Here is a 16,255-nt window from a genome sequence, read left to right as displayed (position 1 = left end):
GTCCGCGAAGGCCGTGGGCGTGGGGGGTTGCTGGGCGGAGGCGGGGGTCTGGCTGAGCCAGCTTCCGATGACGGTGGCCGCGAGGGCGACGGCCGAGGTCTTGCGGAGCACGGGGGGTCCTCCCTGCGGCTTTGCGCGCGGCGCCGGACGGCGAGCCCATCACTCCTGGGCTCCCTGTGTCAACGGGAGTCTCGTGTTTCCCACCCGTCCCCGAGGGATTCGCATGGAGGTGCGCCCATCTCGGGTCGCCCACCCGCGCAGGTGTTCTGCCGGGTGCGGGTGCCGGTGGTGGGTGGGGTCGGTGCCGCTCCGGGGGTATCTCGTCGGACCGCGCACCTCGGCTCTGTGTGAACGTTCCTGCGGGAGTCGTGCGCAGTCCTGCGCAGACACCCCAGGATCGTCCCCGCCGCCATCGGCGTCCGCAGACCCGTGGGCGGGAGAAGTGGGGGGCCGTCCGGGGGCCCCGCCCGCCGCACCCTCCCCGGAAGGCGCCTGATCGACCGGCCGGGCACGCCGTCGCCCGCGGGCGCTCACCCGGCGACCACCGAGGTTCCGGGAGGGGGCATGCGAGGATGGTCGTCTCACCTGACGAGAAGGAGTGGGCCACCGTGCCTGGTACGAACCTCACGCGCGAGGAGGCGCAGCAGCGGGCCGCTCTGCTGACTGTGGACGGCTATGGGATCGAGCTTGACCTGAGCGGCGCCCAGGAGGGCGGCACGTTCCGGTCGCGGACCACGGTGTGTTTCGACGTCGCCGGGGACGGTGGGGCGAGCTTCATCGACCTGGTGGCGCCCGAGGTGCACGAGGTGGTGCTGAACGGGGTCGCGCTGGACCCGGCCGAGGTGTTCAAGGACTCGCGGATCGCCCTGGACTCGCTGCGCGGCGGGCGCAATGAGCTGCTGGTCGTGGCGGACTGCGCGTACACCAACACCGGTGAGGGCCTCCACCGGTTCGTGGACCCGGTGGACAAGCAGGCGTATCTGTACACGCAGTTCGAGGTGCCGGACGCGCGGCGGGTGTTCGCGAGTTTCGAGCAGCCGGATCTGAAGGGGACGTTCGCCTTCACGGTGAAGGCGCCGCAGGGCTGGACCGTGGTGTCGAACTCGCCGACGCCCGAGCCCTCGGCGGACGGCGTGTGGACGTTCGAGCCGACCCCGCGTATCTCGTCGTACATCACCGCGCTGATCGCCGGTCCCTACACCTCGGTGCACGGCAGCTGGGAGGGCGGCGGGCGCAGCGTGCCGCTGGGTGTCTACTGCCGGCCCTCGCTGGCCGAGCACCTGGACGCGGAGGCGATCTTCGAGGTCACCCGGATGGGCTTCGACTGGTTCCAGGAGAAGTTCGACTACGCGTACCCGTTCGCGAAGTACGACCAGCTCTTCGTGCCGGAGTTCAACGCGGGCGCGATGGAGAACGCCGGTGCGGTGACGATCAGGGACCAGTACGTCTTCCGGTCGAAGGTGACCGACGCGGCGTACGAGACGCGCGCCGAGACGATCCTGCACGAGCTGGCGCACATGTGGTTCGGCGACCTGGTCACCATGGAGTGGTGGAACGACCTGTGGCTGAACGAGTCGTTCGCCACGTACACCTCGATCGCCTGCCAGGCGCACGCCGAGGGCTCGCGCTGGCCGCACTCGTGGACGACGTTCGCCAACTCGATGAAGACCTGGGCCTACCGGCAGGACCAGCTGCCCTCGACGCACCCGATCATGGCGGAGATCAACGACCTGGAGGACGTGCTCGTCAACTTCGACGGGATCACGTACGCCAAGGGCGCCTCGGTGCTCAAGCAGCTGGTCGCGTACGTCGGGATGGACGAGTTCTTCGCCGGTGTGCAGGCGTACTTCAAGCAGCACGCGTGGGGGAACACCCGGCTGGCCGATCTGCTGGGCGCGCTGGAGGAGACCTCGGGCCGCGACCTCAAGGCCTGGTCCAGGGCGTGGCTGGAGACCGCCGGCATCAATGTGCTGCGGCCCGAGATCACGGTGGACGCCGACGGCGCGGTGACCTCCTTCGCGGTCAGGCAGGAGGCGCCCGCGCTGCCCGCGGGGGCCAAGGGCGAGGCGGTGCTGCGGCCGCACCGGATCGCGGTCGGCGCCTACGACCTGCGGGACGGCGTGCTGGTGCGCACCCGGCGGATCGAGCTGGACGTGGAGGGCGAGCTGACCGAGGTGCCCTTCCCCGCCGGCGAGCGCCGCCCCGATGTGGTGCTGCTCAACGACGACGACCTGTCGTACGCCAAGGTGCGGCTCGACGAGGAATCGCTCGCCGTGGTCCGCGATCATGTGGGCGACTTCACCGAGTCGCTGCCCCGCGCGCTGATCTGGGCGTCGGCCTGGGACATGACGCGGGACGGCGAGCTGGCCGCCCGCGACTATCTGGAGCTGGTGCTGCACGGCATCGCCAAGGAGACCGACATCGGTGTGGTGCAGTCGCTGCACCGCCAGGTGAAGCTGGCCCTCGACCTGTACGCCGACCCGGCGTGGCGGGAGACCGGGCTCGCCCGCTGGACCGGCGCCGCGCAGGAGCACCTGGCGGCGGCAGCCCCCGGCAGCGACCACCAGCTGGCGTGGGCCAGGGCGTTCGCCGTGACCGCCCGCACCCCCGAGCAGCTGGACATCCTCGCCGGTCTGCTGGACGGCACGGTGGAGTACGAGGGCCTGGCCGTCGACACCGAGCTGCGCTGGGCGCTGCTCGGCCGGCTCGCCGCGACCGGCCGCGCGGACGACAAGGCGATCGAGGCGGAACTGGCCCTCGACCCGACGTCGGCGGGCCAGCAGCACGCCGCCGCCGCGAGGGCCGCCCGGCCGACCGAGGCCGCCAAGGCCGAGGTGTGGGCGTCGGTCGTCGAGGCCGACACGCTGCCGAACGCCACGCAGGAGGCCGTCATCGGCGGCTTCGTGCAGACCGACCAGCGCGAGCTGCTCGCGGCGTACAGCGAGCGGTATTTCGCCGCGATCAAGCAGGTGTGGGCCGACCGCACCAACGAGATGGGCCAGCAGATCGTCGTCGGCCTCTTCCCGTCGCTCCAGGTCTCCCAGGCCACACTGGACGCCACCGACGCGTGGCTGGCGAGCGCCGACCCCGCGCCGTCGCTGCGCCGGCTGGTCATCGAGGCCCGCGCGGGCGTCGAGCGCGCGCTGCGGGCCCAGGCGGCGGACGCCGCGGCGGGCTGACCGCCCGCGGGTCCCGGGCGCCGCGGCCCGGGACCCGTACCGCCGTCCGGCGGCGGAAGTTTTATGTGGGGATGTCCGGAGTGGCGTTCAGCATAGGGATGGTAAATACGGTAAAAATGTGGCCAACCGCTTCCGGCACGTTGGCCACATGTTCACCAGGCACCCCCATCGGCACACAGCGGTTCCTCGGAAGAGTCTCGGGGGGTCCATGACACGGGCCCGTACCGACAGCTCAAGGAGGAATGTGCATGGCCGAGTTGACGCGCCGCAGGGTTCTCGGATCGGCGGCGGGGGTCGTGGGAGGCGCCGCCGCGCTGAGCCTGCTGCCCCCCAGCGTGCAGGCAGCCGTCGCCGCCGGACCGCCGCGGCACGGCTCGCTCCGCGACATCGAACACGTCGTCATGCTGATGCAGGAGAACCGGTCGTTCGACCACTACTTCGGCACGCTGTCCGGCGTGCGCGGCTTCAGCGACCCGCACGCCAAGAAGCTGTCCACCGGGCGCTCGGTCTTCTACCAGCCCGACGCGGTCAATCCCGACGGCTACACGCTGCCCTTCCACCTCGACACCAAGAGCACCAGCGCCCAGGCGATCCCGTCCACCAGCCACGCCTACGCCGTCCAGCACCAGGCCTGGAACAACGGCGCGATGGACCAGTGGCTGCCCGCCCACCGCAAGGCGGACGGCGTCAACGGCCCTTACGTGATGGGCTATTACACCCGCGAGGACATCCCCTTCCAGTTCGCCCTCGCTGAGGCCTTCACCATCTGCGACAACTACTTCTGCTCGATGATGGGCCCCACCTGGCCGAACCGGCTGTTCTGGATGACCGGCACGGTCGACCCCGGCGGCACCAAGGGCGGCCCGGTCATCTCCAACGCCGCGCCGACGCCGTACACCTGGACCACCTACGCCGAGCGGCTCCAGGCGGCGGGCGTCGACTGGCGGGTCTACCAGCAGACCGACAACTACGGCACCAACATGCTGTCGCAGTTCCAGCAGTTCCAGGACGCCAAGCCGGGCGACCCGCTGTACGAGCGCGGCATGGCCGCCCAGCCCGAGGGCACCTTCGAGGACGACGCGCGCAACGACCGGCTGCCGGCCGTCTCCTGGATCCTGCCGACCAGCTACCAGTCCGAGCACCCCGCCTACCTGCCGGCCGCAGGCGCGGACTTCGTGGCCTCCAAGCTCGAAGCCATCGCGTCCAACCCCAAGGTGTGGGCGAAGACCGCCTTCATCCTCAACTACGACGAGAACGACGGCCTGTTCGACCACGTCGTGCCGCCGACGCCGAAGGCGGGCACCCCCGACGAATTCGTCCAGGGCCTGCCCATGGGCGGCGGCTTCCGGGTTCCGGCGATCATTGTGTCGCCGTGGACCGTGGGCGGCTGGGTGGCGGGCGAGGCCTTCGACCACACCTCGGTGCTGCAGTTGCTCGAACGCTTCACCGGTGTCGAGGAGCCCAACATCAGCCAGTGGCGCCGCCGTACCTTCGGCGACCTCACCTCGGCCTTCCGCTTCCACGATGAGCGGCGGCGCCCCCCGCGGCTGCCCGACGACACCGCGGCGCAGCTGGCCGAGGCGCAGCTGGAGGTCGCGACGCTGCCCAAGCCGACGCTGCCGGGGGCGGACCAGCCCTTCCCGCACCAGGAGCGCGGCCACCGCCCGCACACGTAGCCGGCCGGCGGGTGCCCCTGCCGTTCAGGCGGTCGTGGCGGTGCGGGGCACCTGCGCGGGTCGCGCGCAGGCGGGCGCGGCGCCGTGCCAGGTGCGGGGCTGCGCCGGGAGGTTCACGGCCTCCGGCGGCAGGACGCGCTCCAGCCGGAGCGGCAGGCCCGCGGCGCTCAGCGCGGTGCCGGTCAGCAGCAGCCAGGGCAGCCGCGCGTCGGCCGCGGCCAGCACGGTGAAGAGCGACGGGGCCAGGACCGAGGCCAGCGACCAGGACAGCTGGCAGGCGGCCATGTAACGGCCGCGCAGCGCCTCGGGCGCCGCCGCGACGGCCAGTGAGCACGCCGCCGGATTGTGCACGGTCTCGGCCGCCGTGTAGAGGGTGACCAGTCCGAGCAGCCGCCCAGCCGCCCAGCCGGCCTGCGGCCGTACGGTCGCGAGCGGCAAGGCCGGCGCCCTGACCGGCCCGGACAAGGAGCACGCCGAGACCTCGATGCTCGCCCTGCACCTGCTCCAGTCCGCGCTCGTGCACGTCAACACCCTTCTGGTGCAGCAGGTCCTGACCGAACCTGCATGGGCATCGAGGCTCAGTGACGAGGACTGGCGCGGGCTGACCGCGCTGTTCTGGTCGAACGTCAACCCGTACGGCGCCTTCCGCCTCGACATGGACAAGCGTCTCGACCTCGGGCTGGCTGCCGGCGTGCCCCGCCCTCGCTGTTCGGCGGATGCCGCCGGCCAGTCGACCGCTGAGACACGATGACGGACTTCGTCGGCCTTGCCCCCGGATGGACGAGGCCGTGTGGCGGGTGCTCGACCTGGCACACGCCTACGCGGTGCCCAGCGCCGTACGACGTCGGCAATCCGTGTTCCGGTGCTCTCGTGCCTGCGAAGCTGGGCCAGACCCCGAGAATCGTCAGTGGACGTTCACCACTGCGGAAGGCGTCTGGCGTGACCTCAGAGCCGGACTAATCGGAGGCTGGATCGCCGGGACGGTTTCGTGGCAGGCGTCACAGCACGTCGGATGCGCTCTTCTGGGCGGGCTCCGCAGGTTCTGGATGATCCGGAACGGCGGTCGGGGCGGCGGCGCGCAGTGCCGCTTCGACCCGGCGGTTGCTGGTCATGGTTGCCGTGATGGCGGTCATGGTGAGCAGCAGTCCCGCGGCGGCGTAGAGCGGGGTGCGTACGTCGTAGGCGGTGGCGAGCCAGCCGCCGAGGAAGGCGCCGAGGGGGGCGGCGCACATGGCGAGCATGCGGGAGGTGGAGGCGACCCGGCCCATGAGGTGGGCGGGGACGATCGCCTGCCGCAGGGAGGGTCCGAGCACCATCGTGGCGCCCATGCCGGCTCCGCAGACGGCGAGCGCGAGCCCGGCCAGGTACGGGTTCGGGGCGGCGGCCAGTGCCAGGATGGCGAGTCCTTCGGCTGCGGCCGTGCAGGTCAGTGCGGCACCGGTGCCCAGTCGCCGGCCGAGGAAGGAGGCGATGCCCGCTCCGAGGAGACCGCCGGTGGCCTCGGCCGTGAGGAGCAGGCCGAAGCCGAAGGTGCCGGCGCCGAGGCGTTCGCGTGCGAAGAGGGCGAGGACGGTCTCCACGGCGAGGAAGGCGATGTTCCCGACCGCCGGGCGCAGGGCGAGGCCGAGGAGGAGCCGGTCCCGGAAGACGTACGAGGCCCCGGCCCGTGCCTGTTGCAGCAGTGACTCGCGGGCCTCTGCCGCGGGCCGGGGCGTGGCGGACAGGGTCCGTACGAGCAGCGCGGAGAGCGCGAACGACACTGCGTCGGCGAGCAGGGGAACCGATCGTCCGAGCGCGAGCAGGGCGCTGCCCGCGGGTGGCCCGGCGAATCCGGACATGGCGGTCTGGGCGCCGCGCAGGCGGGAGTTGGCGCGTTCCAGGAGCGCGGGGTCGCGGTGGAGGAGATCGGGAAGATAGGCCGTGGCGGCGGTGTCGAAGAAGAGCCCGCCGAGGCCGAGCATGAAGGCGACGGCCGCGAGCAGCGGAATGCTCAGCATGTCGAGCACGGCAGCCGCCGCGGGTATCGCGAGGAGTGCCGCACGGGCCGCGTCCGCGACCCACATCGTGTGCCGGCGGTCCCAGCGGTCCACCAGTGCGCCGCCGAGCACCCCGAACAGCAGCCACGGCAGTGTCCCCGCGGCCGTGACGACGGCGAGCGCCATGGGGTCCCGCGTCAGTGTCAGCGCGATCAGCGGCAGGGCGGCGTGGGTGACGCCGTCGCCGAGCGAGGAGACCGTCTGCGCGGTCCACAGCCGTCCGAACCCGGCCGGCAGCTCTTTGGCGTCCGTCACTTGGTGCCCGCTTCGGCCGGGTTGCCCTGTGCCGGGTGGAACAGGGCGAAAACGAGCGCCGCGTCCGGCAGCGACGGGTCGGACAGTTCCCGGTACTCGTCCGCCAGCGCCTGCAACCGCGTCCCCAGTTGCGTGAACTGCTCCTCGGTGAGCCGCAGATGTGCCATCCGTACGTGCCGCTCGCCGTCTACGGGCGATGCCTCCAGGTCCGCCACCGCGTGCCGCATCAGCACGTCGGGTCCGCCCTCGCCCGGGTCCGGCAGCGCGATCGAGCGTGCGGCCATCGCGTAGTACCGCTCGGTGACCCCGCGCACCTTGCGCGTGCGCACCACTTTCACCAGGCCGGCCCGTTCGAGGAGGCGCACGTGGTAGCTGGAGCTTCCCTTCGCTAGGCCGACCCGTTCGGCGATCTGGGTGATCGTCGCGGGCTCGAAGCGGAGCACGGCCATGATCCGGTGGCGCGTGAGGTTGGAGACGGCGCGCAGCTGCTCGTCCGTGGTGACGTGAAACGTCTCGGGGAGATCGTCGGTAGGCATGCTCCCAATGGTCAACGTTTCTTGACCATTGCACAAGGGGGTTTCCCGGGCCGTCGGAATCTGCCGCCCTTGCGTGAGGTCTCCTCTTGAAGCCCGTCCGCTCTCCTCACCGCGCAGGGCGCGGCCCTATCGGCTGCCGGCGAGGGCGGGCAGGACGCGGGTCCGCAGGGGCAGGGTCGCCGACTACCTCCGCACCACCGAGCTGGAGCCCGCCGAGCGCGCCGCGCTCGACCAGGGGACGACCGTGCGGCGCGGCCAGGGCTACACCCTGCGCGTCAGAGCCATCCCCGCCGTATGCCGGGGCTCCTCGCCCACTGCCAGCCGCTCGACGGCAGCCAGGACCTCCCCGCAGTCCCGGCCCAGCGCAAGGCCCGCCACGAGTACGAGAACCGCGTCAGCACCCTCACGCCCTGAACGAGATCGTTCTCAGCGCCAACCGCTGTACCGGTGTTCCCCGAGGCCGGATCACCGCGCCCAGCGCCGCCGCCCGGGTGCGGCGGGCACTGCGGCGGCGGGTCAGCCGGGCGACATGGACCCCGCCCGCCGCGCACAGCACCGTGTTGACGGTGAAGGCGGCGCCGGTCAGCGACTGGGCGCCGTGCAGCGAGCCCGCGATGAAGAGCGGGAAGAGCACCGGGAGCGCCGAATAGCCCAGGGCGGTGAGGAAGTTGACACCGGTTGGGCGAGGAAGGGGCGGTCGGCGAAGACCACCCGGTAGCCGGCCTTCCCCGGTACGGGCGCCGGCTGCGCGGCCGGGCGCGCGGGTGCCGGCACCGCCGCATCAGCAGCCATGCGACGCCGAAGCTCGCCGCGTTCAGACAGGCCGCGGCGACGAAACCGCGGTCGCCCGCGAGGGCGACCACCAGCGAGGCGAGCAGGGCCCCGGCGCCGAGCCCCGCATTGCGCAGCGCGCGGGCGGCGGCCTGCAGCCGGTCCCGGTCCGCGCCGGCCGCGACCTCGCCGATCCAGGACTGCTGCACGGCGGGGAAGGCGCGGTCGCCGAAGGCCGTGCCGAGGGCGACGGCGGCGAAGGCGGGCAGAGCCGAGGCGAGGGGGCAGGGCGCGAAGCCGGTGCCGCGCACCCCGTAGAGGACCAGCTGCACCCGCCGGGCGCCGTAGCGGTCCACCGCCGCGCCCGCGAGCGGCAGCGCCGCCATGCCGACCAGCCCGACGGCGGTGAGGACCGCGCCCACCACCGCGAAGGACAGCCCGGTGATGTGGTGGAAGAAGACCAGGCTGAACGGGATGTACATCCCGGAGCCGACCGCGTCCACGGCCATCGCCCCGAGCATGGCCTTCTCGCCGGGCAGGCGGGCAGGCGGGCAGGCGGAAGGGGGCCGGTGGTCGGCGGCGCGGCGGCGGTACGCGTTCGTGACAACGGCATGTCGGGTCTCCCGCGAGTAGGTCAGCAGTAACTAGCTTAGCGGTAAGCGACTTAGTGGCAAGCAAGTTTCTTGCGACTGAGCGGTCCGCGGCCGATACTGGGGGGATGGAAGCGGACGCCGTGGATGCCGTCACCGAGCAGTGGGCCGCGCAGCGGCCGGAGCTGGACACCCTTGCCATGGCCGTCTTCGGCCGGGTATTCCGTGTCGCGCGGGCGGTGGGGGACCGGATGGAGGCGGAGTACCTGCGGTACGGCATCGGGCGGGGGGAGTTCGACGTGCTCGGCACATTGCGGAGGGCGGGGGAGCCCTACACCCTGTCGCCGCGTGAGCTGTCCGCGACGCTGATGCTCACCACCGGCGGGATGACGGGGCGGCTCGACAAGCTGGAGCGCGCCGGGCTCCTGGTACGCGCCCCCGACCCGCACGACCGGCGCGGGCTGCGGGTGACGCTCACCGAGCGGGGGATCACCGTCGTCGACGAGGCGCTGGTCGCCGGACTCGCCGTCCAGCGGGCGGCGCTGGCCGCGCTGGACCCGGGAGAGGCGGAGGCGCTGGCCGCGCTATTGCGGCGGCTGCTGGCGGCGTCGCTTTAGGGGTTTGCGGGGGGCCACTTGCGATGGCGCCGCTGCTTCCCCGGCGCTGTGGTCGCACACACGGCTTCGCCCGGGCGCCTCCCCGGGCGGGTGCCTCCTGCGGCGGTGTTCGCACCTGCGGTGCGGCCGGTCGCGCAGTTCCTCGCGCCCCTGAAGCGCTGCACATTGCGGGGCCTTTCGGGGCAGCGCAGAGCCGCGCAGGGGTGGCGGAGCGTGCCCGGCGCGAAGGGGGCACCGGCTGCGCGGCCGGTGCCCGGGAGATAAAGGGTGTCAGCCCTGCTGCTGCTTGCGGGTCTTGTCCGTGACCATGACGAGACCGGCGATGACGCCGAAAAGCACCAGCGGGATCGCGACGAAGAGGCCCAGGGTCTGGATGACGCTCAGACCGGAACCCGGGTCGTCACCGTCATCGCGCGTGAGCGCGAACGCCGGGGACGACAGCAGCAGCATCACGGTGGTGGCCGCAGTGACCACGCCGGCGCGCATGACCTTCTTGTTGAGCTTCTTGTCCACGTGGCCAATGTAGTGACCGGCCCCGGCGGTCGCGCGCCCGGGGGTGCTTTAGGGCGCGCCGTCCGGGTGGAGGGCGCGGCGGACCTCGTCGGCGAGCGCGTGCAGGCGCGGGGACGCGGCGAGCTGTTCGAGGGTGAGCGGGGTGCCGTCCGGGCCGGCGACGGGCAGCCGCCAGTTCGGGTACTGGTCCCAGGTGCCCGGGAGATTCTGCGGGCGGCGGTCCCCGACGCCGTCGGGGAGCCAGACGCCGACCATCCGGGCGGGTGTCGCGGCCAGGAAGCGGTGGACGGCCCTGACCACGGCCTCCTCGTCGACCGCGCCCCCGGGGAGCAGGCCGAGCCGGCCGAGCAGGGCGATCCACTCGGCGACCTCGGCGGCGTCCTCGGCCTCCTCCTGCTCCAGGGGACGGGTGAGCAGGCCGAGCCGGTGCCGCAGTTCGACGTGCTCGCCGGTGAGCCGGGCCGCAGTGCTCGGCAGGTCGTGGGTGGTCGCGGTGGCGAGGCAGTCCTCGCGCCAGGCGCTCGGCGGCAGCGGTCGGCGGTCGGCGTGCTCGCCCTCGTAATCGCGTTCGAACCACAGCACGGACGTGCCGAGGATGCCGCGGTCGGCGAGCTGCCGGCGTACCCCGGGCTCGACCGTGCCCAGGTCCTCGCCGATGACGACGGCGCCGGCCTCGTACGCCTCCAGAGCCAGCAGCCCGAGCATCGCCTCCGCGTCGTAGCGCACATACGTGCCCTCGGTGGGCGGGCGGCCCTCGGGCACCCACCACAGCCGGAACAGGCCCATCACATGGTCGATCCGCAGCCCGCCCGCGTGCCGCAGCATCCGGGCGATCAGGTCGCGGTAGGGGGCGTAGCCGGTGGCGGCGAGTGCGTCGGGGCGCCAGGGCGGCAGGCCCCAGTCCTGGCCGCGGGCGTTGAAGGCGTCCGGCGGCGCCCCGGTGGACATGCCGCTGGCCAGCACGTCCTGCATCGACCAGGCGTCGGAGCCGGCCGGGTGCACGCCGACGGCGAGGTCGTGCACCACGCCGACCGGCATCCCGGCGTCGCGGGCGGCCCGCTGCGCGACGGCCAGCTGGCTGTCCGTCAGCCAGCTCAGCCAGCAGTGGAAGTCGACCCGGTCGAGGTGCTCGCTGCGGACCCTGGCCACCTGCGGCGAGCGCGGGTCGCGCAGCCCGGCGGGCCACTTGTGCCAGTCGGGGCCGTGCAGTTCGGCCAGCGTCGACCAGGTGGCGTGATCGTCGAGCGCCTGGCCCTGCGCGGCCAGGAAGTCGGCGTAGGCGGCCTGCCTGCCGGGGCTGAGCGGCACCTCGCGCAGCAGCTCCAGCGCCTGCGCCTTCAGCTCCCAGACCGCGTCCCGGTCGATGAGCATGCCCTTGAGCAGCACGTTGTCCCGCAGGGCCGCGGCCTTGACCAGCAGCCGCTCGGCCTGCTCGCGGGCGTCCCTGGACAGGTACGCGTATTCGGGGACCTCCTCGATCCGCAGATAGACCGGGTCGGGGAAGCGCCGCGAGGAGGGGCGGTACGGCGACGGGTCGGTGGGGCGGCCGGGGACCGCCGCGTGCAGCGGGTTGATCTGGATGAAGCCGGCGCCCAGCGCCCGCCCCGACCAGGCCGCGAGATCCGCCAGGTCGCCGAGGTCGCCCATGCCCCAGGAACGCCGGGACAGCGTCGAATACAGCTGCGCCATGAAGCCGAACGCCCGGCCGGGCGGCCCGGCCAGCCGTGCGGGCGCCACCACCAGGTCGCCCCTGGCGGTCCTGCCGTCCGGCGCGACCGCCCGCAGGCCGTAACGCCCCGGTTCCTCCGGCACGCCGAGGAGGCGCTCGCCCGCCGTGGTCTCGACGGTGACCTCGGCGCCCTCGGGCAGGCCGGTCAGCGGCTGCCCTGCGCGCAGCACCGTGCAGGGCGCCAGCAGGCGGTGGGAAGCGCGCAGCTCGTACGCGGCCAGCGCGTCCTTCACCGCGCAGGGGGTGGACGCGTCCACGCCCAGGGCGGCGAGCACCGCCACCACCGTCTCCTCCGAGACCTTGACCTCCTGCCCGGGTGCCGGGCGGTACGTCACATCCACGCCGTGCAGCGCCGCCAGCCGTGCCCGGTCCATCAGGCCTCCGTCTTTCTTCCGGTTTCCTCCGGTCGGTCCCAGAGCCCTACCCCCTCCGGGGGGTGCCAACCCGGTGCACCCGGTGAGGGTGGGGTTCTCCCCGGCATCGGAAGGCCGGTGGACGCCATGGTTCACCCGGCCGGCGCTCCGTAGCGTCGTGGACATGGCTACAACAGGCACGTTCGCTGTGGAGCTCCGCTCCCTGACCCGCACCTGTGGCCGCGGCGAAGCGGCCGTCCACGCGCTGCGCGGCCTCGACCCCGCCCTGCCCCGCGGCAGCTTCACCGCCGTGATGGGGCCCTCGGGCCGGGGAGAGCGCCTTTCTGCAATGTGCGGCGGGTCTGGACCGGCCGACCCGCGGCGAGGTGCTGCTCGGCGGCGAACCGATCACCGGCCTGGAACGAGAACCGGCTGACCAAGCTGCGCCGCAGCCGGATCGGCTTCGTCTTCCAGTCCTTCAACCTGCTGCCCTCGCTGACCGTGCAGCAGAACGAGCTGCTGCCTCTGCGGTTGGCGGGCGAACGCCCCGGCCGGCGCCGCGCGCAGGCGCTGCTGGCCGAGGTGGGCCTCGAAGGCCAAGTCGCCGCGGCCGGTACGCTGGTCATGTCGGTGCTCGACCGGCGCCGCGAGGTCGCGCTGCTGAGGCTCACCGGGACCACCCGACGGCAGGTGCCGAGGATGCTGCGCGGCGAGGCGCTGCTGGTGGCCGTGGCAGGCGTCGGGACGACCGGGGTACGGGCCGAAGCCCGTACCCCGGGGGACCCGCTAGGGAATCGTCTTGGTGATGATCACACTCCCCGTGCCCGCCACGGTCCCGCGGGCGTCGAGCAGCTGGACCTGGCCGAAGAGCTGGCGCCCGGCGGGCGCCTCGGCCGCGGCGACGACGGACGCGCTGACCGCCGCGGAGCCACCGTGCGGAAGGTTGACGGCCGCGGACGTGTCGACCGCGACCTGGCCGAGCCCGGCCGAATAGTAGACGTCCTCGTAGGAGTAGGTCGTGGAGCCCGACGGCACCGAGTAGCCGTCCACCTCGAAGGTGTACGTGCCCGCCGCGGGATCGGTGAGGCTGACCGCCTCCTCCGCGTCACCGTCGGCGGACTGCGCGATGAGCACACCGTCGAGGTAGACGTACAGGTCGAGGTCGGCCTGCGGGTCGGAGGGCGAGCCGATGGAGACGTCGAGCCGGGAGACGCCGGCGCCCAGGGTCAGCTCGGTGGTCTGCGCCTCGCCCTCGGCGATGGCCGGCGTGGCGGTGAGGGCCGAGCCGAGCGGCCCGCCCCGCAGCGAGCCCCCGCTGATGGGGGCGTAGTTGTTGGTGACGGTCCAGCTCACCGGCGCCGGCGTGCCGACCTCGGCCTCGGGCACGGTCTGCACGGCCGGGTCGAAGGCGGCCCCCAGGACCGAGACGTTCAGCACGTAGGGGTTGTCGAGCTGGGGCGAGGTGCGCCGGGCCTCCACCTCGATCTCCCACACGCCCGGCAGCGGGTCGGAGTAGGAGCGCAGGTCGGGACGGCAGGTGTTGGCCGGGTTGTTGTAGTTCGGGTAGCAGTCGGGGGTCTGGGTGGAGTCCAGCGGCACACCGTAGGGGTGCATCGTGATGAAGCGGGTCTGGCTGCCCGCCAGGAGGCCGCCCATCGAGACCTCGAGGGTGGTCGCGCCGGCCGGAACGGTGAGGAAGTACGAGCGGGTGCTGTCCCGCTGGATCGTCCCGGAGCGGGTGAGGGTGTAGGACGGGCCCGCGACCGGTGTGGAGGCCACGACCGCGGCGGAGATCTGCGTGTCGGTGCCGTGGGTGAGCAGGTCGTCCACGTTCAGCAGCGCGCTGTGCACGCCCGCGGAGCGCGGCTTGGCGGTGACCTTCACGGTGACCGGCTTGTTCAGCGGCAGCACCACCAGCGGACTGGCGACGGAGAAGGTTCCGTCGTTGTGCGCCCAGCTCAGGGTGTGCAGCTGCGCGTAGGCCGGGCCGCTGGTGCGGGTGACGGTCACGTTGTAGGTCCGCTGCTGACCGGTCGCCAGGCCGCCTTCGCGGTCGTAGATCCCGGTGCCGTAGCCGGGCGTCTGCAAGTAGCCCGACAGGGCGGTGTCGACCGGCGCCTTGACGGTGTACGTGTCGGCCGTGCCGCCGCGCCGCAGTAGGTCCCAGGCGGGGGCCACGGCGACGAGTCCCGCGCCCTGGTCCACGGTCTGGAAGCCGGGGATGTTCTTGGCGGTGCTGATCAGCGCGGTGCGCAGCTGCGCCGGGGTGACCTTCAGATGCTGCCCCTTGGCGGCGGACAGCAGCAGGGCCGCGGCTCCGGTGGCCTGCGGGGAGGCCATCGAGGTGCCCTGGAGCATGGCGTAGCCGGGCGGGAGCGCGTAGCCGGCCTCGGCGACGGGACCGCCCGCCTCCCAGGTGGGCACGGAGCTGATGGCGGCGCCGGGCGCGGTGATGACGGGGGCGAGGCCGCCGTCCTCGCGCGGGCCGCGGGCGGAGAAGGGCAGCAGCGAGTACGGCACGGTGGTCTGCGAGCCGTAGTTCGCCGCCCAGGTCTCACGGGAGATGGACGCGCCGACGCTGAGGACGTGGTCGGCCAGGCCCGGGTCGCTGATGGTGTTGACGCCGGGGCCGTCGTTGCCCGCGGAGATCACCAGCTGCACCCCGTAGGTGTCGATCAGCTGCTGGTAGAGCAGGTCACGGGCGCTGGCGCCGTCGTTGAGCGCGCCCAGGCCGCCGATGGACATGTTGACGATGTCGACGTGGTGGTTGACGACCAGGTCGGTCATGCCCTCGGTCAGCGCGATGTTGGTGCAGCCGCCGCTCCAGGTGCAGGCCCGGGAGGAGACGATCTTCGCACCGGGCGCGGCGCCGTTCATCTTGCCGCCGAAGAGCCCGTTGGCGGCGGTGAGGCCCGCGACGTGGGTGCCGTGCTCGGCCTCCACGACACCGATGTTGACGAAGTCGGCCTTCTTGCCGACCCAGTCACCGCCGTAGGGGTCCATCGGGACGTCCTTGCGGACCTCGATGGTGAACGGGATCGACTCGGCGATGGGCGTGGCCGGGTTGTCGGTGCCGAAGTGGCCGATCTGGAAGGCGTCCTTGTACGGCTTCATGGCGGCGTCGTCGGTGAAGTCGCCGTTGTTGTTCAGGTCCACCCGCACGGTGCCGGCGGCCGGGTCGTAGAGCACGCCCCACACGTCGGTGGTGTCGCCGTCGCGGTTGAGGTCGCCCTGCATGTCGCCGCCCTTGGTGGCGGCTTCGGCGAAGGTGCTGAAGCGGTAGCTTCCCGCGGGCGCGGTCCAGGCGCGGCCGGACGCGGTGAAGGACGGCCCCGACACGGTGGTGACCATGGCGCGCCAGGTGGCGTCGCCGTCGAGGATCGGGTCGGTCGAGGTGACCCAGTCGACGATCTTCCGCTCGCCCGTGGTGGTCTTCTGCAGCGCCGGGTGGCCGATGTCGACGCCGGAGTCGAGGATGCCGATGGTCACGCCGCGCCCGTCGGAGGCGGGGTGGTCCTTGACGAAGTCCACCGCGCCGGTCTCGAAGGACGGCTGGTAGGGGTTCTTGGCGGGGGTGTTCTTGTCGGGCCCCGGGTAGGTGGCGGCCGGCTTGCCCGGGTGGCGCGACGCCGTCGCGCTGGTGTCGGCGGCCGGCGTCGGGTCGTCGAGCTTGACCTCCTGCTTGAGGTCGATGGCGAGCACCGCGGGCAGCTTCTGCGCCGCGCCGAGCGCCGCGTCGGCCTTCGCGGTGGGCACGGTGGCGCGTACGTAGCCGAGCTGGTCGTACGTCTGGCCGACGCTGGCGCCCTGGGCACGCAGCCGGGAGGTGATCTCCGCGGTGCTGCCGGGCTTGCCCGCGATCATGAAGGTGACGTTCTTGTCGCCGTCGGCCTTGGCGGTGGCCAGCAAGGTGGCGTCGGCGGCGCCGAGCTTGTCGGCCGCGTCCTTGCCGGGCTCGCCGGGGGCGTCCGAGCCGGTGGCGGGGGCGGCAGGAGGGGTG

11 protein-coding genes and 2 pseudogenes are annotated in these 16,255 nt (G+C 72.7%); 5 read left to right on the top strand and 8 right to left on the bottom strand.

The features are described from left to right. The first annotated feature begins 608 nt into the window (after positions 1–608). A complete protein-coding gene (gene pepN / locus V7E46_RS25895; protein WP_333770653.1) occupies positions 609–3,179 on the top strand; it encodes an aminopeptidase N in 2,571 nt (856 codons plus the stop codon). 248 nt (positions 3,180–3,427) lie between these two features. Further along, positions 3,428–4,855, top strand: a complete 1,428-nt coding sequence (locus tag V7E46_RS25890) for an alkaline phosphatase family protein (RefSeq protein ID WP_333770651.1) — start codon at positions 3,428–3,430, stop codon at positions 4,853–4,855. 24 nt (positions 4,856–4,879) lie between these two features. Here the strand turns inward: V7E46_RS25890 and V7E46_RS25885 are convergent, their stop codons facing one another. After that, positions 4,880–5,206, bottom strand: coding sequence for a hypothetical protein (locus V7E46_RS25885; RefSeq protein WP_333770650.1), 327 nt, complete (start codon positions 5,204–5,206; stop codon positions 4,880–4,882). Positions 5,207–5,228: 22 nt separating this feature from the next. On the opposite strand from V7E46_RS25885, the gene V7E46_RS25880 reads away from it, so the two are divergent. Next, entirely contained in the window at positions 5,229–5,606 is a 378-nt protein-coding gene (locus V7E46_RS25880; RefSeq protein ID WP_333770649.1) for a Tn3 family transposase, read from the top strand. Positions 5,607–5,853: 247 nt separating this feature from the next. Here V7E46_RS25880 and V7E46_RS25875 read toward each other — a convergent pair whose 3' ends face one another. From V7E46_RS25875 to V7E46_RS25860, 4 genes and pseudogenes are all read right to left on the bottom strand, one after another. Further along, positions 5,854–7,128, bottom strand: a complete 1,275-nt coding sequence (locus tag V7E46_RS25875) for an MFS transporter (protein WP_333770652.1) — start codon at positions 7,126–7,128, stop codon at positions 5,854–5,856. A 14-nt stretch (positions 7,129–7,142) separates the two neighbouring features. Then, the gene (locus V7E46_RS25870; RefSeq protein WP_333770648.1) at positions 7,143–7,682 is read right to left on the bottom strand and encodes an ArsR/SmtB family transcription factor; all 540 of its coding nucleotides are present in this window, start codon (positions 7,680–7,682) and stop codon (positions 7,143–7,145) included. A gap of 403 nt (positions 7,683–8,085) precedes the next feature. Beyond that, positions 8,086–8,316 (bottom strand): hypothetical protein, encoded by a 231-nt coding sequence (locus tag V7E46_RS25865; protein ID WP_333770654.1) that lies wholly within the window; start codon positions 8,314–8,316, stop codon positions 8,086–8,088. Between the two features lie 133 nt (positions 8,317–8,449). Continuing rightward, positions 8,450–8,935 (bottom strand): annotated as a pseudogene (locus tag V7E46_RS25860) (MFS transporter); the annotation flags it as partial. Between the two features lie 236 nt (positions 8,936–9,171). Between V7E46_RS25860 and V7E46_RS25855 the strand changes: the two are divergent. Further along, positions 9,172–9,660 (top strand): MarR family winged helix-turn-helix transcriptional regulator, encoded by a 489-nt coding sequence (locus tag V7E46_RS25855; RefSeq protein WP_333770647.1) that lies wholly within the window; start codon positions 9,172–9,174, stop codon positions 9,658–9,660. A gap of 270 nt (positions 9,661–9,930) precedes the next feature. Here V7E46_RS25855 and V7E46_RS25850 read toward each other — a convergent pair whose 3' ends face one another. Both V7E46_RS25850 and malQ read right to left on the bottom strand, forming a co-directional pair. Further along, complete coding sequence (locus tag V7E46_RS25850; protein ID WP_443054347.1) at positions 9,931–10,173, bottom strand: hypothetical protein; 243 nt, start codon at positions 10,171–10,173, stop codon at positions 9,931–9,933. 48 nt (positions 10,174–10,221) lie between these two features. Further along, positions 10,222–12,276, bottom strand: coding sequence for a 4-alpha-glucanotransferase (malQ, locus tag V7E46_RS25845; RefSeq protein ID WP_333770646.1), 2,055 nt, complete (start codon positions 12,274–12,276; stop codon positions 10,222–10,224). A gap of 163 nt (positions 12,277–12,439) precedes the next feature. Here malQ and V7E46_RS25840 point away from each other — a divergent pair. Continuing rightward, positions 12,440–12,846: pseudogene (locus V7E46_RS25840) on the top strand (ABC transporter ATP-binding protein); the annotation flags it as partial. Between the two features lie 195 nt (positions 12,847–13,041). Here V7E46_RS25840 and V7E46_RS25835 read toward each other — a convergent pair. Continuing rightward, the coding region (locus tag V7E46_RS25835; protein ID WP_333770645.1) for a S8 family serine peptidase at positions 13,042–16,255 on the bottom strand (3,214 nt) is incomplete at its 5' end.

This window comes from Streptomyces sp. IBSBF 2435 (assembly GCF_036815005.1).
Lineage (GTDB): Bacteria > Actinomycetota > Actinomycetes > Streptomycetales > Streptomycetaceae > Actinacidiphila.
The sequence above is the reverse complement of the archived record's forward strand: the minus strand, read 5'-3'. Positions and strand labels throughout refer to the sequence as shown.

Coding starts and splice junctions, on each gene's coding strand:
- V7E46_RS25890 (WP_333770651.1), top strand. CDS start 3,428: ATGGCCGAGTTGACGCGCCGCAGGGTTCTCGGATCGGCGGCGGGGGTC.
- V7E46_RS25870 (WP_333770648.1), bottom strand. CDS start 7,682: ATGCCTACCGACGATCTCCCCGAGACGTTTCACGTCACCACGGACGAG.
- V7E46_RS25855 (WP_333770647.1), top strand. CDS start 9,172: ATGGAAGCGGACGCCGTGGATGCCGTCACCGAGCAGTGGGCCGCGCAG.
- malQ (WP_333770646.1), bottom strand. CDS start 12,276: ATGGACCGGGCACGGCTGGCGGCGCTGCACGGCGTGGATGTGACGTAC.